This is a genomic window from Paenibacillus wulumuqiensis, from assembly GCF_000971965.1.
Classification (GTDB): Bacteria; Bacillota; Bacilli; order Paenibacillales; family Paenibacillaceae; genus Saccharibacillus; species Saccharibacillus wulumuqiensis.
This window is the reverse complement of sequence record NZ_LAQP01000013.1, coordinates 228,440-249,097: the sequence shown is the minus strand read 5'-3', so window position 1 is coordinate 249,097 and position 20,658 is coordinate 228,440. Positions and strand designations below refer to the sequence as shown.

Sequence of the window (20,658 nt, the reverse complement as noted above, 5' to 3'; positions counted from 1 at the left end):
TTTTCGCATCACTCTTTATTTTGCGTAGTCAACCGCCCGTGTCTCACGGATTACAGTGACTTTGATATGTCCTGGATAATCCAGTTCATTTTCAATCGTCTTGGTAATGTCACGAGCCAGACGGAAGCTTTCCGCGTCGTCAATCTTATCCGGCTGTACCATAACGCGAATTTCGCGTCCGGCCTGAATCGCATAGGATTTTTCGACTCCGTCGAAAGACTCGGAGATTTCTTCGAGTTTTTCCAGACGGCGGATATAAGTCTCCAGTGTCTCGCGGCGTGCTCCCGGTCTTGCGGCAGACAGTGCATCTGCTGCGCCGACGAGCATCGCAATGATCGAAGTCGCTTCCGTGTCGCCGTGGTGAGAAGCAATACTGTTGATAACGACAGGGTGCTCTTTGTATTTCTTGGCCAGTTCCACACCGATCTCGACGTGGGAACCTTCTACTTCATGATCCAGTGCTTTACCGATATCATGCAGCAGACCTGCACGCTTGGCCAGCGTAATATCCTGTCCAAGTTCGGCTGCCATCAGACCGGTCAGATAAGCGACTTCCATGGAGTGCTTGAGTACGTTCTGACCATAACTTGTACGGAACTTGAGGCGTCCCAGAATTTTGATCAGATCCGGATGCAATCCGTGTACACCCACTTCAAAGGTCGACTGCTCTCCGTATTCACGGATGCGCTCATCTACCTCACGGCGTGCTTTATCTACCATTTCCTCAATACGTGCCGGGTGAATACGTCCATCAGCCACCAATTTTTCCAGTGCAGTACGGGCGATTTCGCGGCGAATAGGATCAAAACCAGACAGAATGACTGCTTCCGGCGTATCGTCGATAATCAGGTCGATACCTGTTAGCGTCTCCAGCGCGCGGATGTTACGTCCTTCACGTCCGATGATTCTACCCTTCATTTCTTCATTAGGCAAGGTGACTACAGAAACGGTAGTCTCCGCTACATGATCAGCTGCACAACGCTGGATAGCGAGTGTGATGATTTCACGAGAGCGTTTGTCCGCTTCATTTTTAGCCTGTTGTTCAATATCCTTGATCATTTGCGCGGTTTCATGGCGCACTTCCTGTTCTACATTGCTCAGGATGATGCTGCGTGCATCTTCCATGGTCAGATTGGAGATTCGCTCCAGTTCCGACACCTGACTGGTGTAGAGTTGTTCGATTTGCTGCTGTGTCTCTTCGATACGTTTCTCTTTGTTGGCCACTTGTTCTTCTTTGCGTTCCAGTGATTCCAGCTTTTTATCCAGCGACTCTTCTTTTTGCAACAATCGTCGTTCCAGGCGTTGATTTTCATTCCGACGCTCACGAATGTCTTTTTCAGCTTCAGCTCTGAATTTGTGGATTTCGTCTTTTGCTTCCAGAACTGTTTCTTTTTTCAGTGCTTCTGCTTCTTTCTTCGCATTCTCTACGATCTGCGCAGCAGCAGTCTCAGCACTGGAAATTTTAGCTTCTGCAAGAGATTTGCGAATAAAATATCCGATCCCGAACCCAAAGAATAATGCGGCAACAACGAGAATTATGACCCAGAGATAACCCATTCTGTTCACCTCCTCGCTGATTCCTCCAAGGTATTCCTTGGGAATTACCATTTTTGATGGGTAACGCAATGCTTCATCCCTTTAAATACGTCCATTGCTCATGCGGGTACATGTGCCAATTCCCTCTTCAAGGGAGATAAAACATCTTAATTATTCATACAATCATTGTTACAGTAAGCATTATCTACCTCATTTACCGTAAATACAACTTAAAAATGACGTAAAAATGACAAACTGTATACATCCATTTTATTATTTGCCAAAAGACATTGTCAAGCAATTGACAGCTCTCTCTTTGGCTGTCCAGTGTGGAAGCAATCCAATACACACATATAGGTACGCTGAAATATGACAACACGCTAACCTGGATAAGCTCTTATCCCGGTCAGCGCCTGACTTTTGTGTTTTTTATTCCATGGTGAAAGCGTTCACCATTTTATTATATATCTTTTTCCTCGTGCTCTTCATTTTGTGCGACAGCCAGCGCTTTACGCACCAGATCGGAGGAGTATCCTCTGCGCATCAGAAAAGCCATTGTTTTTCTTTTTTTATCCATCATGTTTCCGGAAGTGCTTTTCCATTTCTTCTGAGCCAGCTGAACAGCACCGGCCAACTCTTCATCTTCGTCGATGCTGCCCAGTGCCTCTTCGATATGCTGAGGCTCTACGCCTTTCTGACGAAGCTCCTGCCGAATCCATACTTTCCCCTTTTTCTGACTCTTTACACGCTGACTGGCCCACTGCTGCGCGTATACACCATCATCGATCAGCTTCTCCTGTTCCAGCCGTTCCAGCGTCACTTCGATTACATGGGGATGAAATTCCTTTTCACGCAGTTTACGCATAATCTCGGTACGTGTACGCGAGCGGAAGCTCAGCAGATTAATCGAAGAAGCATAGGCGGATTGACGCTCATTGGCCTCCATGATCTCTTCCAGCTCTTCTTTGGTAAATGAAGAGCCTTTTAGCATCCGGTATTTGATCATGACATCTTCATGCACTCTCAGTTTGAGTTCACCAAAATACAGGCGATAATGATAACGCGGCCGGGTCAGCTGTTCTACCTCACTGATCTCAAGCGGCTCATCGGAAGGGAAATCATCCAACTGTCCGGCTTTTTCATCCAGTTCTTCTTCAAGGTCAAAGTCCTCTTCATGAGAGGATGCTGTTTTATTATTCGGTTTGCGGTATGAGCGGAATCGATTCATAAATTCTCCTTTGTAGTTCACACTTTATTAATATGATTCAAGATTTATAGTTCAAACTTCACCCAACTTTTGCGCGTAATGATTGTTTTATAATAAAGAAAAAGCGCCGGCACGTATTCTCACGTTCCAGGCGCTTTTTGAATGTCTGTATAAGGCCGAATTATTCGGTTGCTTCTGAGAATAACTCTTGCTCTTCCAGTTCTTCTTTCTTTTTATCTTCTGGTGTAGGACCTTCTACGATTGTAGTCAGGTTGCTCAGTTCACGAATTTTGTTCTCGATAACTGTAGCGATTTGGGTATTTTCTTTGAGGAATTGTTTTGCATTTTCTCTACCCTGACCCATACGCTCGCCTTCGTACGAATACCAAGCACCACTTTTGTTGATGATGTCCTTTTCAGTAGCAATATCGATCAAGCTACCTTCTCTGGAGATACCTTCACCATACATGATGTCGATCTCGGCTTGTTTGAAAGGAGGAGCTACTTTGTTTTTAACAACTTTGATACGTGTACGGTTACCGACTACGTCATTACCATTTTTGATGGCTTCAATACGACGTACATCCAGACGTACTGTGGAATAGAATTTCAGTGCGCGTCCACCAGGAGTTGTCTCCGGGTTACCGAACATAACGCCCACTTTTTCACGAAGCTGGTTGATAAAGATCGTGATAGTTTTGGATTTGCTGATCGCACCGGAAAGCTTACGAAGCGCCTGAGACATCAGGCGTGCTTGCAGACCTACGTGAGAATCACCCATCTCGCCTTCGATCTCTGCTTTTGGTACCAGGGCAGCTACAGAGTCAATAACAATGATATCGACCGCGCCACTACGTACTAGCGCTTCAGCGATTTCCAGACCCTGTTCGCCTGTATCCGGCTGAGACAGGAGCAGTTCATCGATGTTAACGCCCAGATTTTTCGCATATTGAGGGTCCAAAGCATGCTCAGCATCGATAAATGCTGCTTGTCCACCTGCTTTTTGAACTTCCGCAATCGCGTGCAAAGCTACAGTTGTTTTACCTGAAGATTCAGGTCCATATATTTCAATGATACGACCTCTTGGCATACCGCCTGTTCCCAGAGCAATATCAAGAGCAATCGATCCACTAGGTATAACTTCAACTTGCATATGCGTGGATTCTCCAAGTTTCATAACAGAACCCTTACCGAATTGTTTCTCTATTTGACGAAGCGCCATATCCAGCGCAGCACGACGATCTGACAATCAGCTCACATCCTTCTCAATGTTTATAGTCTAATTATACTCCATTTTTCAACTTTTGCCAAGCTTTTTTCGAACATATATTCGTCTTTTTATACGCCTCCAATCGAACTTTACCAATATTTGTAAATAAGATTCACACTACAAATTTACCTGTTTTGGCGGTTCTTCCTGCTTCAAAATGAAAAAAACCGCAGCAATCTGATTGCTGCGGTTCTTCCGTCTGATCTGATCATAACATATCGGAATATCCATTCGCAACTGTCGATCAATAGTTCTAGCTCTGCTCATTTGCAGCCGCTGCTCGCCTGTCTGGCAAGTTTTATATTTATTCTGCCTGCTGCTGCTTTTGAACAATCTGCTCGTTCTGAAGCTCCTTGAGACGCAGCCAGAGGCGATACATGATGTTCTTGGCAGAACGCATGCGGATTGCTTCACGATTTCCTTTCAGATTCAGCTTGAATACTTCGGTCGGACGATTGCGCTCAGCCAGTCCGATATAGACAAGACCTACCGGCTTGCGCTCCGAAGCACCAGGTCCGGCTACTCCGGTTACGGATACGGCAAAGTCCGTATCCAGCAGTTTGCGCGCTTCATCAGCCATAACTTCCGCCACTTCCTCGCTAACTGCACCCGGAGCGCCCTCACCTTCCAGCATCTCATGGGGTACATGCAGCAGTTTCTCCTTCATCTCGTTGGAGTAGCTGACTACCCCGCCCATAAAGACAAGCGCACTGCCTGGAATACGTGTCAGATTCTCCATGATGAGACCGCCGGTACAGCTCTCGGCTGCAGCCAGACTAAGTCCCATACCGGTCATCATCAGCAGTATTTGTTCCTCAATCGTAATATCCTGGTCTGCATACATATGATCCGGCAGCCGTTTACGAATCTCGGCTTCCATATTTTTAAGTTTTGCGTTCGCTTCTTTTTCCGAATTGGCTTTGGTTGTAAGTCGGATGGTCACTTCGCCTTCTTTGGCATACGGAGCAATTGTCGGATCTGTCTGGGCACTGATCAGATCAAGCAGTGCATCTTCAAGCGCAGACTCACCGATCCCGGCAAACTTGAGCATTTTGGAATAAATCGGCTGCTCATCGGACAGCACATTTTTGGCCAGCCATGGTTTGGCCTGATTCTCGAACATTGGCTGCAATTCTCTAGGTGGTCCAGGCAGTACAATATAGTGCTTGTCGTCCTGTGATACCGCAATACCGACCGCAAGCCCCACTTCGTTATCCAGAGGCTCGCTGCCTTCCAGAATAATAGCCTGACGGCGGTTGTTTTCCGTCATCGGTTTATCTCGACCTTCAAAAAAGGATTCTACCTTTTTCATTGCTTCCGGATAAATATGCTGGGAACGGCCAAGCACTTCTCCAAGAGCATCCTTGGTCAGATCATCCTGCGTCGGGCCGATTCCTCCAGAGAACAGAATAACATCAGCCCGGCTGCTTGCCAGTTCGATGGCCTGCTTCAGCCGATTAAGATTATCGCCTACAACAGTCTGGTAATATACATCAATGCCGAGGTAGGACAACTGCTGTGACAAGTAGCGTGCATTGGTATTGGTAATCTGTCCGAGCAGCAGCTCTGTACCTACCGCTATAATTTCCGCTTTTACTGATTTCATCGATTTGTCTCCCCCTCGTTTATCGTACGCAGCGTTATTTGTCAGGTCTAACCTTTGGTTCACTTTACTGTCTGTTTGTACGGTGTATAGGTTTATGCAGACTAGAGAGCTTTATCCACAGAAAACGGCAATAGAGAATTCCCTATTGCCGCTTTACATATATCACCCATTTGTTACATATAGAAACATCGTTTATGAATTGGACAGGTGAATCAGGTGTTTGTTTTTGACGAAGTAATCCACGCCAGAATACAGCGTAATCAAAGTAGCCGCCCAGATCGCAATCTGGTCAAAAGGAATCCCCAGCAGCGCAAATGGGAAATTGTTGATCATTAGCGCCACGATTGCAATAATCTGGGTAATGGTTTTGGCTTTACCCCAGTTGCTGGCTGCTACTACGGCGCCTTCCAGCAGTGCAATCTGCCGCAGACCCGTAATCGCAAATTCCCGAAAAATGATAATGATCGCCATCCAGGCTGCACATTTATCCAGGGATACCAACGAGATCAGCGCAGCAGATACAAGCAGCTTATCCGCCAGAGGATCCAGCAGCTTGCCGAGATTGGTTACCAGATTACGGCTTCGCGCAATATGTCCGTCAATTCCGTCTGTGCTCGCAGCAATAATAAAGATCAATGCAGCAATCAAATCATTATAGCTTACCTGGAACATGCTTCCGATCCGGAACAGTTTCTCGCCAAATGGAAAGTCCACGAGAAGAAAAAGCATCATGACCGGTACCAGACAGATCCGGGCAAGCGTTATGCGATTCGGCAGGTTCACAGAGCACCTCCAATACGGATTGCAGTCTGGATATTCAGCGGCTGATATGTAACTGCACCTGAGCCCATCTTGTTTTTCATATAACTTGCAGCCTCCATCAGCTCTGTAACCATCGGTTACATGCCCCTTTATTTCATATTCGTAAATTGCAGATCCAACGGCAGATCCGCCTTGCGCAGAAGCTGGATCACAGCCTGCAGATCATCTCTGCTCTTACCGGTTACACGCAGTTGATCTCCCTGAATCTGACTTTTTACTTTGAGCTTGGAATCACGAATCAGGATATTGATCTTTCTGGCGTTATCCTGGTCAATTCCCTGCTTCAGCTTGAGACGCTGGCGTACAGTTCCCAGGGAAGCGGATTCGATCGATCCGTATTCAATATTTTTAACGGGCAGTCCCCGTTTTACCATTTTAGCCTGCAAAATCTCGATCAGTGCACCCAGTTTGTAATCATCGTCGGAGACAAGGACGAGTGTGTCCTTTTCCAGAGTCAATTTACTCTTGCTGCCTTTGAAATCATAACGGCTTGCCAATTCCTTTTCTGTCTGATGAATAGCATTGGTCATCTCTTGCATGTCCAGTTTGGATACAATATCAAATGAACTTTCTGAAGCCATTCTGTCTCCCCCTCTTTGTCAATTAAATTATAGGTCAAACTACACTGCAAGTCTAATTCTTGTCAGAGCAATCATTACGAAACCAGCGTCTGAACAGTATTAAACCATTTGACCGGTTTCCTATCTATTTTGACCATTTCATTCCGGTCACTTCACGGGAAAAGGATATCCGCTGTTCCGGTAACAGAACAGCGGATATCCTTTTGTGACAAAGTCAGTTGCCGTCTGTAGAAGAATCGGTAGTACCTGTATCCGTAGTGGATGTTGTACCTGTACTATCTGTTCCTTCGGTAGTTCCCGTCGTTCCGGTACTGTCTGTTCCCTCGGTAGAAGTGCCTGCTGCCGCTGCATCTTCTTTCACCCATTTTAGTACAATACGGGAAGTTGCCTTGCCGTCGGTAATGGTCTGTCCGTTGATCGTGATATTGGTTGCTCGGGAATTCCCTGATTTGATGAACAATCCGGTATCTGTCAGATCATAGGACAGGCTTTGTCCGCTCTCTGTATTGTTATAGAAAAGGCGTTCTCCGCTTGTATCCGCAGATTTGTAGACTTCCAGCCAGCTCTGTCCGGTGGCTGCGATATTTACTTTTAGTGGTGTGGTACCTGTGTAATTGACATTGAAAATGGTATTACGACCTTCTTTGCCCGCTTCCGTGATTACCGGATTAGCCGATGTGTCGGTCGTTGTACCTTCTGCAGTCTCAGTGCCTGTCTCTGTACCATCAGTCGATTCCGTACCTCCAGGTGTCTGCTCGGTGCCTGTTCCGGAAGGCTGTTGCTCGGTTCCGGTAGAGTCACTCGGCTGCTGTTGACCTGTATTTTGGGTAGGTGGTGTTGTTGTGCTCGGTGGCGTCGTTGTCGTACTCTGCTGCTGTTTTGGTGGAGTTGTATTATCAGCAATATCCGGCGCTCCATTTTTGTTGTTAATAACAAAGATCCACACCAGCACAATGATCAGGATGGGGAATGTCCACATCAGCACAGTCGACAGCCATTTACCGCTGCGTCCCGTTGAAGCCGTACGTCTAGCTGATCTGCGCTGCTGCACGACAGGCTCCATCACCGGTTCCGGTTCTGCCTCCGGTACTGCATCCTGATGCTCCTGCAATAATTCGTCCGCGTTTAACCCGACGGCTTCCGCGTAGGTCTTGATAAAAGCCCGTACATAGAAACTGCCCGGGAGCACCTTGAAATCACCCGCTTCGATGGCTTCCAAGTAGCGTTTGCGTATTTTTGTCATTTCCTGTACATCATCGAGCGATAAACCTCTAGCAAGGCGGGCGTCTCTTAATTGGCGACCCAGATCTGACATACTATTACCTCCTGATTAGATTGTTTTGTAGCTATTAAATATCGTCCGTATAACTTTCGGTGAATTTATCATAGACGATCTCTTCATCCGGATTGTTACGCAGTTCAATAATAATATCAAAATCGCTGTAGTCATAATCCGACTCTCTGACGAAAATATCCGGATGCTCAATAACCTTGGTACTTTGCATCTGCATAATATTTTGCAGCAGTTCATGATGACGTTCATTCGAACGGATCGTGCTGACGATACCATCGATAATAAATACATTCGCATCGTTCATCTCTTCCTCGGACAGCTGGCTGCGTACCGTCTGTCTCAGCAGGGTGGAAGATACGAATGTCCAGCGTTTCATCGCACAGACACTGCCGGCAATAATCGATTCGGTCTTGCCTACTCGCGGCATTCCGCGCAGACCGATAATCTGATTGCCTTCACGCTTGAATATTTCACCCAAAAAGTCGACAAGTAAACCAAGTTCTTCCCTTGTAAAACGGAATGTCTTCTTGTCGTCGGAATCGCGCTCAATATAACGACCATGCCGAACCGCGAGAATATCAACCAGTTTGGGCTGACGCAATGCCGTAATCGTAATATTCGTTACCTTGGCCAGCATATCGCCAAGCAGTACAATTTTCTCGTCATCATCCGATTCCAGCAGCATCCCTCTGGTCTTGCCCTCCACGCCGTTAATGGTGCGAATATTCACATTGAGCATTCCCAGCAGAGAAGCGACATCGCCAAGCAGGCCAGGACGGTTTTTATGTATCCTGTACTCCAAATACCATTGTTTTAATTCCACGTTCACCTCGAACCTTTCTTCCCGTTCTTGCAATGAGTCTGCTCATTGCGTGCGGGCGATGTATATCAGATTAATAAAATCCGTGCCTATTTTGATAAATGACCTTAATTTATAATAAAAAAGCAGTTGATCCTGTCCGATCACATACTGCTGTCAGCTTCAAGTCCTTAACACGTTAATGATATATAAAATGATATAGAAAGGCAAGCCGCGAAAGGTAACAACTTTGGAATGCCTGTCAATTGCTCTGCCGGGCTCTCTAACCATAACGCATAGAAGCCTCTATGCAATAAGATAGAAGCTTCCCTGGTATGACTTCCATTAGGCGGAAACACTGCAACTTCAGATCACTGCATTCAGGTGAGCCAGCCTCCGTTGGGACTGACTATCTGCCCGGTCATATAACCGGATTCGGGCAAAGAAAGAAAATACACCATGGAGGCAATTTCATCCGGCTCAGCGATCCGGCCAGCCGGAATATCGTCTTCCAGCATCTGCAGTTCATCCTGCTGCAGATGGGCAATCATTTCGGTACGCACCGCTCCAGGAGCAATGGCATTGACCGTCACGCCGGATGGAGCCAGCTCCTTGGCCAGCGCTTTGGTAAATGCATTCACTCCGCCTTTGCTCGCTGAGTACAGCACCTCGCAGGATGCTCCTGTCATGCCCCATATGCTGGATACATTGATAATGCGTCCATACTGCTGGCGAATCATATACGGCATAAAGGTCTGTGAACAGAGGAAAACGGCTTTGAGATTGGTGGAAATCACTTCATCAAATTCCTCTTCACTCATATCAGCCAGCATCCCGTAATGGGATATCCCTGCGTTATTAACCAGAATATCCGGCTGCATACCATGCTGCTCCAGCTTTTCCTGCATTCGTCTGATATTTTCCAGACTGCGCAGATCTGCCGATATCGTAAGCACCCGAACGCCATATTCCAGGCAGCTCCGCGCTACTTCATTGGCCTGTTCATGTGAATGACGATAATGAACGACAACGTTCATACCCGCCATGGCAAATCTTCTGGCGATAGCCGCACCTATTCCCCGGCTGGCACCCGTGACGAGCACCGTCATTTCGGAAAATAGTTTGCGGTCTCCTGAACGTTCTTCACTCATGGACTGACAACCACCGATACCGCCAGCTGCTCCCAATTCATATGATCACGCAGACGCTGGTTTACATCATCCAGTGTAAGCGACTCATAGATAGGCAGAATAGCAAAGAAATCACTGTCTTTGAACCGGTTGCGGGTAAATTCATGCGCAATGCTTTCCGGTGAATTGAGCAGGCGCAAATAATTACCGATACGCTTGCGCAGAGAACGGTCAAATGCTTCCTGACTGAAACCGGTCTCTACCACTTTGCCGATCTCTTCCTGAAGGCGCTGAACGAGCAGCTTGGGATCGCGGGTATCGCCGCCAATCATGGAGTAGGCATATTCCGATGTACTTGTATAATCATAGCCAAAATCATCTGAAATCAGATCTTCATCATACAGCTGCTGATACAGAGCCGTACTGTTGCCAAGCAGCAGATCCAGCATCAGCTTGGTTGTCAGGTTTTTGCGCTGCAGCGCTTCACCGGTCAGCCCGGTATCGGTCTCCTTGAACCCCATCAGAAACTTCGGCTGGGATACCGGAAGCTTGATCTCGTTCCATTTCTCACCCACGGCTGCCGGCTCTTCGTCAAAGTAACGATGAATCTGCCCCTGAGGCTCATAATTCTTGGCTGCCTGATTGCGTCGTACCTGCTCGATCACCTGCTCCGGATTCACACCCCCAACCACAAACAGCATCATATTGGATGGATGATAAAACGTATTGTAACAGGTATACAGTGTATCCTTGGTAATGCCGCTGATCGATTCAATCGTCCCTGCAATATCGATACGTACCGGATGCTTCTGATACATCGCTTCGATCAGTCCGTAATATACGCGCCAGTCCGGGTTATCATTGTACATCTGGATTTCCTGCCCGATAATGCCTTTTTCCTTGTCCACATTTTCCTTAGTGAAATAAGGATTCTGTACATAATTTAGCAGGGTATCCAGATTGTCCTCGATCTGTTCGGTAGCCGAAAATAAATATACCGTCTGCTCAAAGCTTGTAAAAGCGTTGGCGGATGCCCCTTTGGCCGAGAATTTGGAGAATACGTCTACGCCATCCGGCTCTTCAAACATTTTATGCTCCAGAAAATGGGCAATGCCATCCGGCACTTTGACTTCTTCCTGTCCTTCTACCTGGAAATGGTTATCTACCGAACCATAACGGGTCGCAAAGGTGGCATAGGTTTTCTGGAAGCCTTCCTTGGGAAGCACATATACTTCAAGTCCGTTATCCAATTTCTCATGATACAGCGTTTCCTGTAAACGATCGTAGTGAATGCTTTCCATATGATTACGCCTCCTTCTGCCCTGTTAAAAAGTAAATGGTATCCAGCTGCAGTACGCTGGAAGCCGCCTGAATCTCGTCGGCTGTGATCTGCTCAATACCTGTCAATAATTCATCTACGCTGCGCTCTTTGTCAGAGAACAGTCCGTTAAAGTCATAGGCAATCATCTGATACGCCGAATCTCTGGATTCCAGCAGGTCATTGCGAATCAATGCTTTGGTTTGTGAAATTTCCGATTCGGTAATATCGCCAGTCTGCAGATTGGACAGCTGCTGACGGATAATTTCCAGTGCCTTTTCAAAATTCTGTAATTCAATGCCCGACTGGATGGTAGCGATTCCTTTGTATGGGTCAAAGCGCGAACCGACATAATAAGCCAGACTTTCCTTTTCGCGTACATTCATGAACAGCTTGGAATGCGGGAATCCGCCCAGTACGCCATTGGCTACGAGTGCAGCTGCATAACGCTCATCGCTGTAAGTAATCGATGTACGCAGACCCATATTCAGCTTGCCCTGGCTGACCGCCATTTCTTCGATAACCTGTCTGACTTCCGGTGCTGCCGGACGAGGTACTGCCGGTGTATACATGACCGTAGCTGAGCGATTCACCTGGAAATGACGTCCTACCAGCTGCATCACTTCATCCAGCGTCGTATCCCCTACGATATACAGATCCATACTGCTGTTGGAGAGCCACTGCTGGTACTGCTCATAGACGCTGGCACCATCCAGCTGATCCAGCACATCCATTTTGCCGAGTGCACTCAGACGATACGGTTCGTCCTTGCACATTTCCTGAATACAGCGCTCGGCAGCATAGCGGATTTTGTCATCGATTACGGCTTCCATGCGTTTTCGTACATTTTCACGTTCAGCCTGTACGTATTTTTCACGGAAACGGCCATTTTCCAGTACCGGACGGGTAACCGTTTCTCCGAGGAAAGCGAGCGTACGGGACAGCAACGGTTCGTCCGAAGCTACGAAGGAATCGTTAATAGTATCCATGCGCAGCTGAACCATCTGGTAATCGCCTTTTTTGTATACGTCAAATCCAAATCCAGCTCCGTACATATTTTCCAGCGCTTCACGGAAACTGGTCGTCTCCGGATAGGTCTCGGTCCCTCTGCGCAATATAAACGGAATCAACGCTGTTGGTGTTACTGTATTTTCTGCAAGCGGCACGCCCATATAGAGGGAGACCGCAAATGTTTTAAAACGTGTAGTCGGCATGACATGCACACGGATTCCATTCACTTCACCGCGTTCAAATCCTGTATTATTCAACGTGAAAACCCCTTTATCGAGCGAAATTGGTGAAACTGTCATACTTACTATTTTATACTACCCCAATTGCAAGAAGCAAACCGTACCTGTTTCTTTGCGTGTCCTTTTCCTTGAGTCTTCTGTACCTGAAAGGCACCTTTTCTCCTGTGACCCCAATCTGAATTTGAAGGCAGATTATCAAACTGATTTTGTTACAACCGCTTTTTATGTTAAAATCGAGACTCTGACATGCATAGGCCTTCATTATTACAAAATTAGTGCTCCGGGGAAATCGCACGAAACTATTTATGAAATTGCCGCGTCTATATACATAGGATAACCAGACGAGGGAAGGCCTATCCAAATTCACAAAAAAAGGAGTTAGATGAACGACATGAAAATCAACAAAAAACCTGTGATTATCGCCACGGTGTCTGCTCTTGCTATTTCTGGAAGCATTTTTGCAAATAGCACGTATGCTTCACAGGCTACCCAACAGCTGAAGGCTGCCTATAACAATATCAAGGTTATGTACAACAGCAAGGAAGTAGCCATTGACCCTGCCTATGAACCATTTATGGTCAACGGAACTACATACATCCCTCTGCGGATGATGGGTGACGCTTTTGACAAGAAAGTAACCTGGGATAATACTAACAAAATTGTAGGCGTTACGGATAATACTCCGGCTATTCCTCAAACGACTGTGGATGCCCTGAATGCACAGATTCAGAGCCTGCAGACACAGCTGACGACTGCCAATTCCCAAATCACTGCCAAAGATGCTTCCATTACCGATCTGAACAACCAGATCACCACACTCAAAAAAGAAAATGAAAAATTGAATGATGAAATCGATGATAAGGGTGGTTCCAGCAGCACAACGATGACTCGACTGGAAAAAGACCTGAACAGCGAATATGGTGATTACAAAGGTACAGGTGCTGATATCGACCTGAGCGGCAGCTCCAGCAAAGTCAAAGTTACTATTACAGTGAATGAAAATTCCTGGAATGATACCTCTACTTCTAATCGCAATAAGCTTCTGCAGGGTATTGCTGATGAAATTAGAGACAACAGATCTTATAACAGAGCGGATGTTACAGGAAGTGTAATCAGCAAAAACTCCAAAACACTGATCACTTTCAAAACCAACAGCAGCGGTACAGTAGTACTGGGCTCTACCGTCAATATCACTGATCTGCAAAAGCAGCTGAATGATAGCTTTGGTACTTATCAGGGAATCAAGCTGAACATTGAGATCTCCAATGCTGATGATGAGTCCGTTGTCTTCCGCGTTTATGTAAATAAATCAGACTGGAACTCACTTTCTTCTTATCAGACACGCAATGTGCTGAACAGCATTGCCAGCGATATCGACAAAGCTTACGGCAACCTGGGCTTTGATATTTATGGATTTGTGTATGACAGCTCTAACCGCAGCTCCGTTATCCAAAGATACGAATAAGCAGCGAATGGCTGATCAGGTACCCGGTGATGAAGTAACTGGACCGGTACTGATTTGAGAAGCGTTTGAAAGCCCCTTTCCGTTAATGGAAGGGGGCTTTTGCTGTTCATACAAAAAAAGCAGCCTGCCCCGGCATTAGGGGCAGGCTGCTTGCCTATTTGCTATTCAGTTCATTTCCATGGTGCCTGAGCTATACATTAACTTCCTGTGTTGATCTGATGATACTGTTCCGGGGAGATCAGCACTTCACGAGGCTTGCTGCCCTCGTACGGCCCTACTACACCATGTGCTTCCAGTGAATCGATCAATCGCGCAGCGCGTGTATAACCGACACGCATCCGGCGCTGCAGCAGCGATACGGAGGCCTGTTTGGCTTCGATAACAATCTGCATAGCCTGATCATAAAGTTCATCCTTTTGCTCATCCATGGCAGTGGCGGTATCATCTATTTCCGGTACAATATCATCATTGTACTGTGCTTCGCCCTGACTGCGGCAGTACTCGACGATCGTCTCGACTTCCTGATCGGACATGAATGCTCCCTGTACACGTACCGGCTTGGAAGAACCTACCGGCATAAAGAGCATGTCTCCACGTCCCAGTAGCTTCTCTGCCCCACCCATATCGAGAATCGTCCGGGAATCAATCTGGGAAGAGACACCAAAGGCAATTCGGGATGGAATATTGGCTTTGATGACACCAGTAATAACATCAACCGAAGGACGCTGAGTAGCGATAATCAGATGGATTCCGGCTGCCCGGGCCATCTGGGCCAGGCGGGCAATGGCATCCTCCACATCTCCTGCTGCCACCATCATCAAGTCAGCGAGCTCATCGACGATAACGACGATATATGGCAGAATCGCAGTAGGATTATCCTTCATCAGGTTATTATAGCCTTCCATATTACGGGTACCTGATTTGGAAAACAGATCATATCGTTTTTCCATTTCCACCACGATCTTTTTCAAAGCCAGCGACGCGCGGCGCGGATCGGTAACGACCGGCGCCAGCAAATGCGGAATGCCGTTATATATGTTCAGCTCGACCATTTTGGGATCGACCATCAGGAATTTCACTTCATCCGGTTTGGCCTTGTACAGAATACTCGTAATGATGCCGTTAATACATACCGACTTGCCTGAACCGGTAGCACCCGCTACGAGCAAATGGGGCATTTTGGCCAGGTTGCCAACAATCGTCTGTCCGGCGATATCGCGTCCAAAAGCGATCGACAGTTTGGCTTCGGATTCCTTGAAGATCTGGGTCTCCATTACTTCACGCATTGTTACCATGGAGACTTCGTTATTTGGTACTTCGATCCCGATAGCGGATTTACCCGGTATTGGGGCTTCCATCCGTATATCCTTGGCAGCCAGGGCCAGAGCGATATCGTCCGTCAATCCGACAATCCGGCTTACTTTCACCCCTACATCGGGCTGAATCTCGTAGCGTGTAACCGCCGGGCCCCGGACCACTTCCAATACTTTGGCTCGTACACCAAAGCTCTCAAGCGTTGTCTCCAATTTGCGCGCAATCAGCATATAATCATTTTGATCACTGGCATTGACGACATTTTTGGGCATAGCCAGCAGGTTGAAAGGCGGCAGTTTGTACGGCTTCGGCGGAGGCGGTGCAGGAATTGTCACTGCTTGAGCTTCCGGAGAAGCAGCTTCTTCTCCTGCAATGCTTCCCAGCTCTTCCATAGCCGCAGAAACAGACGATACAGTATTCTGCTGATCGCTATCCATATCGGCATGACTTGCGGCAATCGGAAGAACTGTTACTACTTCTGTCTCATCTGCTGGAAATACTGTTGAGGCAGCCAGTGATCCTGCAGAAGCAGCGGCCAGAGTGTCTCCATCTTCGTATTCATGCTCCAGGGACAATGAAGATGGTGCTTCCGCAGAGCTGTCTCCCTGCTGGTCGCCATAACGTTCGGAACGAATTTGTTCAAAAAAGTCTCTGATAATAAGCGGCTTTTCCTGAATCTTAGAATCGAGCTCCATTTCCGCCTCTGTCTGCGCATTATCCCATAAATCATCTTCGTCCTGTATAGGAGATGGTTGCGCTGTGCCTGTTATCGAAGAACCAGGCACTTCCACAGGAACACCCCGCTCGGTGGCGGTATATGCTTTTATGGTCTCTTTCAGATGATCGGGCACACCGTCGTATGCAGGCTGCTGTGCTTCGGCAGGCTCCGGCTCCATATTCGGTTTGCGTCCCCAGTTAAACAGCCCCTTTTTCTTGCGAGAATTATCTTCTTCCGGATACCCATCATCTTCTTCTGCTTCATGATAAGCTTCCATCTCTGCCGCTTCAGCAGCCAGCTCGCGTTCACGACGCTGATCGGCAAGTGCTTCCCGGGATGCACTCCATTGCGACTGTATCGCCGTCCCTGCTTTGGCGCCGTACATGCGAATTCGCTCCAGCAGGTCCACAACAGACAGCTGTGTGATAAGCATCAGACTGATGACCAGCATAACTCCGGCGATCAGCTTCGTACCGATTACACCAAAAAGCATCATGAACAGCCACATTTGTACGGCACCAATATATCCTCCTGCCGCCTGTCTGGCCGGCAATGAGATCAGTTGATCAGCGGGAACATAAATGAGTACACTCCACAAAGTTAATGTACACACGAGCATTACCAATCCACTTAAGCGGCTGTTCCAGCCTCGCGCCCAGCGCTGCCGCAGCATGGTCATTAATCCGATATAGGCTCCTACCAGAGGAAGTACAAAGTACATTTTGCCAAGAATAAATGACGTTATGTAATAAAGGAAATGACCGACAGCAGCCTGCCTGGATAAAGCAATGACTGATATGGTGATCAGGATAATTCCGTAAATTTCATATTTTAGCAGGCTCAATGCAGGAGCCTTGGGTTGGCGTTTGCGGCTGGTCGGTTTGCGCCTTGTCGTCTGCGTAGATTTTGTCGTTTTGCGCGCAGTGGATGGCGGCGATTTCCGGGTTGATTTTTGTGTTGTTTTGGGTTTGTTGGCCGTTTTGGTCTTAGCCACCTGTCACCACCTCCGATGCATTATTATATCATATTCTGTATGGTATAGGTCTTCTTCTTAATCTTATCTTTAATGCAAAACGATATATCGTTCCCCCTGAGAAACAGCAGATATTAACGTCAGAGCTGCTCTTATGTCTGATTTCAGACATGACAAAACCCCTGTCCTCGCATGGGACCGTCCAATATACCATGCGAGGAGCAGGGGCGACTGGTTGCCTCTTACTCGTTATGCTTATTTAACATGTGATCAAACTTCCATAATAATTGGCAGAATCATCGGTCTGCGGCGTGTTTGCTCATACAGGAAGCGGCCCAGTGCGTCTTTGACGCTAGTCTTCAGGGAAGCCCACTCATTTACATTCTCACTCATCAGACGCTGCAGCGTGCTGGTTACGATACGGTTGGCTTCATCCAGCAGTCCTTCGGATTCGCGTACATATACGAATCCGCGGGAGATGATATCCGGACCGGATACGATCTGACCGTTCTGCTTGCTCAGCGTAACGACTACGACCAGGATACCATCCTGGGACAGCAGTTTGCGGTCACGCAGTACGATGTTACCTACATCCCCTACACCCAGACCATCGATCAGCACGTTACCGGAAGTGACTTTACCGGCTTTGCGTGCAGAACCGCCCTGGATCTCCACAACATCACCAATATCCACGATAAAGATGTTGTTAGGATCTACGCCGACCGATTCGCCCAGCAGAGCATGTCTGCGCTGCATACGATATTCACCGTGAATCGGAAGGAAGAATTTCGGTTTCATCAGGTTAAGCATCAGCTTGAGCTCTTCCTGGGAACCGTGACCGGATACGTGAACGCCTGGGTTCGCGCCGCTATAGAATACGTTGGCACCAAGACGGAACAGTTCATCAATGGTACGGCCGATATATTTTTCATTACCCGGTACTGGAGTAGCCGCAATAATAACGGTATCTCCAGGCAGGATATCTACTTTGCGATGTGTGGAGCGGGCCATTCGTGTCAGTGCTGACATTGGCTCACCCTGGCTGCCTGTGGACAGGATAACAACACGGTCCGCTGCCATTTTGTTGACTTCTTCCGGTTCGATCAGCATGCCATCCGGAATCTCCAGATAACCGAGATCTTCGGCAATACCTACGACGTTAACCATACTGCGACCGATAACGGTTACTTTACGGCCTGTAGCTGCTGCTGCATTGATGACCTGCTGAATCCGGTGTACGTTGGATGCAAATGTTGCTACAACCACACGCTGGGATGCTTTGCGGAAGATATCTTCCATCACGATACCCACATTTTTCTCGGAAGGGGTATAGCCCGGTCTGTCTGCATTGGTACTGTCTGACAGAAGTGCCAGTACGCCTTTGCTGCCAATCTCAGCCATACGCTGCAGGTTGGCAAATTCATTGTTTACCGGAGTATGGTCAAACTTGAAGTCACCGGTGTGTACTACGTTCCCTTCCGGGGTAGCCAGGCAGATACCGACCGAATCCGGGATACTGTGATTGGTACGGAAGAACGTAGCTGTGAGGGTGCTGCCCAGCTTCACTTCCGAATCTTCATTAATCAGAATCCGCTTGGTTTCACCAAGAAGATTTGCTTCTTTGAGTTTGTTTTCTACCAGACCGATAGTTAATTTGGTACCGTATACAGGTACGTTCAGGTGTTTGAGCACATAAGGCAATCCGCCGATGTGATCTTCATGGCCGTGAGTTAACAGGATCCCGCGGATTTTGTCACGGTTTTCTGTCAGATACGAGATATCGGGAATAACGATATCGATCCCCAGCATATCTTCTTCCGGGAACTTAAGTCCGGAGTCGATGACAACAATATCATTTCCATACTGAACGACATACATGTTTTTACCAATTTCACCGACGCCGCCCAGCGCAAAGATCGTCAGTTTTTCGTTGTTTGTTTTTTTGGACAATGTAATCTATACCTCCTATGAATGTTGGACGTCGTTTTAATATTTATAAACAAAAATGACTACACTTATACATATATTAATTGGCAAAACTAACCGAAAATGTTGGCTATGACAATATAAACTGACTATACAGCCAATTGGATATGCAAGAAACCAGCATCCGAAAGTTTCATTTTCTTGCATGGTTTGCCGATTTTACCGAACGCTCTGCCTGACAAAGAATTCTATCAGCAAACTCTATTACTTTATACCGCACCCAGTCACTTGAGAATATTATACATGATTAAAAAACAAAAACACAAGTCATGTTTATCTTATGCGCTGACAGCGTATGTAAAATCCTTTTACAGCAAGGAATTTTCGCATCTACCTGATACAGAATCAGATGATTGGCACAAGCTGATATCCATCATCTATCCGTTTATTTGCATAAAAATAGCCGCCTGTTTCCAGACGGCCATGAATAGATTGCTTTATTACTTGCGATGGAATTATTGAAAATCAAACAGACAGCTGTAACGCCGCTTACAGCAGCGCGTCGATAAATTCGCGTTCCGCAGCTGTCGGCGCCAGCAGCGGCAGACGCAGATTGCCATTACCGTATCCTTTACGGGACATGGCGTACTTCACCGCAGCCGGGTTGGGCAGCGGGTCCGGACAGGCAAACAGCCCCTGGAACACAGGCAGCAGCTGTTGATTTATATGGGCAGCCTGCTGATAATCACCGTGCAGATGTGCCTGAATCATCTCGGCCATCTTGGCACCAACCACATGACTGGCTACGCTGATCACGCCATGAGCCCCTACAGCTATGGCTGCAAAGCAGGTGGCATCTTCACCGGAATAGACACAGAATCCTTCCGGAGCATGACCGGCAATCTGTGTAACCTGCTCAATAGAAGCACATTCCTTGGTGCCTACGATATTGCTGATTTCCGCCAGCTGAAGCGTTGTTGCTGCCGACAGGCTCGATACGGTACGTCCCGGCACATTGTACAGGATAATCGGCAGCTCTGTTGCTTCAGCAATGGCTTTGAAATGGGCATACATGCCTGCCTGACTCGGCTTGTTGTAATAAGGAACAACCAGTAGTATTCCATCCACTCCGCGCTTGGCTGCTTCCCGTGTCAGGTGAATGGAGTGTTTTGTATTATTGCTGCCGGTTCCTGCAATAATTTTGCAGCGGCCTGCTGCATGTTTGACGGCAAAATCAAACATTTCCAGCTTCTCTTCATCACTGAGGGTCGGCGATTCACCGGTTGTACCGCAGATGATGAGTGCATCGGACTTTTGCTCATCAATTAAATAATCTATTAAACGGCCTGTTGCCTCCCAATCGATCTCATCCTGATTGTTAAAAGGAGTAATCATCGCCGTCATCAATCTACCAAAGTCTACCACTGTATTTCCTCCTTCAATAGGGAA

Annotated in this window: 15 protein-coding genes; 1 reads left to right on the top strand and 14 read right to left on the bottom strand. The window is 47.3% G+C overall.

From position 1 onward, the window contains the following. Positions 1-15 precede the first annotated feature (15 nt). The 11 genes from rny to yfmF all read right to left on the bottom strand — a co-directional run bounded on the left by rny (position 16) and on the right by yfmF (position 12,831). Entirely contained in the window at positions 16-1,557 is a 1,542-nt protein-coding gene (rny, locus tag WH45_RS16020) for a ribonuclease Y (protein ID WP_017813746.1), read from the bottom strand. Between the two features lie 439 nt (positions 1,558-1,996). Continuing rightward, the gene (locus WH45_RS16015; protein WP_052723813.1) at positions 1,997-2,764 is read right to left on the bottom strand and encodes a regulatory protein RecX; all 768 of its coding nucleotides are present in this window, start codon (positions 2,762-2,764) and stop codon (positions 1,997-1,999) included. Positions 2,765-2,924: 160 nt separating this feature from the next. Next, positions 2,925-3,992: a recombinase RecA gene (gene recA / locus WH45_RS16010; RefSeq protein WP_046215419.1), complete on the bottom strand. Its 1,068-nt coding sequence runs from the start codon at positions 3,990-3,992 to the stop codon at positions 2,925-2,927. Between the two features lie 325 nt (positions 3,993-4,317). Further along, the gene (locus WH45_RS16005; RefSeq protein WP_046215418.1) at positions 4,318-5,619 is read right to left on the bottom strand and encodes a competence/damage-inducible protein A; all 1,302 of its coding nucleotides are present in this window, start codon (positions 5,617-5,619) and stop codon (positions 4,318-4,320) included. Positions 5,620-5,811: 192 nt separating this feature from the next. Then, positions 5,812-6,402: a CDP-diacylglycerol--glycerol-3-phosphate 3-phosphatidyltransferase gene (gene pgsA / locus WH45_RS16000; RefSeq protein WP_046215417.1), complete on the bottom strand. Its 591-nt coding sequence runs from the start codon at positions 6,400-6,402 to the stop codon at positions 5,812-5,814. A gap of 128 nt (positions 6,403-6,530) precedes the next feature. Further along, entirely contained in the window at positions 6,531-7,022 is a 492-nt protein-coding gene (locus tag WH45_RS15995) for a YajQ family cyclic di-GMP-binding protein (protein ID WP_046215416.1), read from the bottom strand. 214 nt (positions 7,023-7,236) lie between these two features. Further along, positions 7,237-8,337 (bottom strand): helix-turn-helix domain-containing protein, encoded by a 1,101-nt coding sequence (locus tag WH45_RS15990; protein ID WP_046215415.1) that lies wholly within the window; start codon positions 8,335-8,337, stop codon positions 7,237-7,239. 34 nt (positions 8,338-8,371) lie between these two features. After that, the gene (locus WH45_RS15985; protein WP_026136233.1) at positions 8,372-9,139 is read right to left on the bottom strand and encodes a DUF3388 domain-containing protein; all 768 of its coding nucleotides are present in this window, start codon (positions 9,137-9,139) and stop codon (positions 8,372-8,374) included. Positions 9,140-9,495: 356 nt separating this feature from the next. Beyond that, on the bottom strand, positions 9,496-10,266 hold the full coding sequence (ymfI, locus tag WH45_RS15980; RefSeq protein ID WP_046215414.1) for an elongation factor P 5-aminopentanone reductase: 771 nt from the start codon (positions 10,264-10,266) through the stop codon (positions 9,496-9,498). Further along, positions 10,263-11,546: an EF-P 5-aminopentanol modification-associated protein YfmH gene (yfmH, locus tag WH45_RS15975; RefSeq protein ID WP_046215413.1), complete on the bottom strand. Its 1,284-nt coding sequence runs from the start codon at positions 11,544-11,546 to the stop codon at positions 10,263-10,265. Before yfmH ends, ymfI begins: the two co-directional genes overlap by 4 nt. A 4-nt stretch (positions 11,547-11,550) precedes the next feature. Next, positions 11,551-12,831: an EF-P 5-aminopentanol modification-associated protein YfmF gene (gene yfmF / locus WH45_RS15970; RefSeq protein ID WP_200897722.1), complete on the bottom strand. Its 1,281-nt coding sequence runs from the start codon at positions 12,829-12,831 to the stop codon at positions 11,551-11,553. Positions 12,832-13,204: 373 nt separating this feature from the next. On the opposite strand from yfmF, the gene WH45_RS15965 reads away from it, so the two are divergent. Then, on the top strand, positions 13,205-14,278 hold the full coding sequence (locus WH45_RS15965; RefSeq protein ID WP_052723812.1) for a stalk domain-containing protein: 1,074 nt from the start codon (positions 13,205-13,207) through the stop codon (positions 14,276-14,278). Between the two features lie 197 nt (positions 14,279-14,475). Here the strand turns inward: WH45_RS15965 and WH45_RS15960 are convergent, their stop codons facing one another. The 3 genes from WH45_RS15960 to dapA all read right to left on the bottom strand — a co-directional run bounded on the left by WH45_RS15960 (position 14,476) and on the right by dapA (position 20,634). After that, on the bottom strand, positions 14,476-17,304 hold the full coding sequence (locus WH45_RS15960) for an FtsK/SpoIIIE family DNA translocase (protein WP_082096878.1): 2,829 nt from the start codon (positions 17,302-17,304) through the stop codon (positions 14,476-14,478). Between the two features lie 249 nt (positions 17,305-17,553). Then, positions 17,554-19,233, bottom strand: a complete 1,680-nt coding sequence (locus tag WH45_RS15955; RefSeq protein WP_046215410.1) for a ribonuclease J — start codon at positions 19,231-19,233, stop codon at positions 17,554-17,556. A gap of 525 nt (positions 19,234-19,758) precedes the next feature. Continuing rightward, positions 19,759-20,634, bottom strand: a complete 876-nt coding sequence (gene dapA, locus WH45_RS15950) for a 4-hydroxy-tetrahydrodipicolinate synthase (protein WP_082096876.1) — start codon at positions 20,632-20,634, stop codon at positions 19,759-19,761. Between the last annotated feature and the right edge of the window lie 24 nt (positions 20,635-20,658).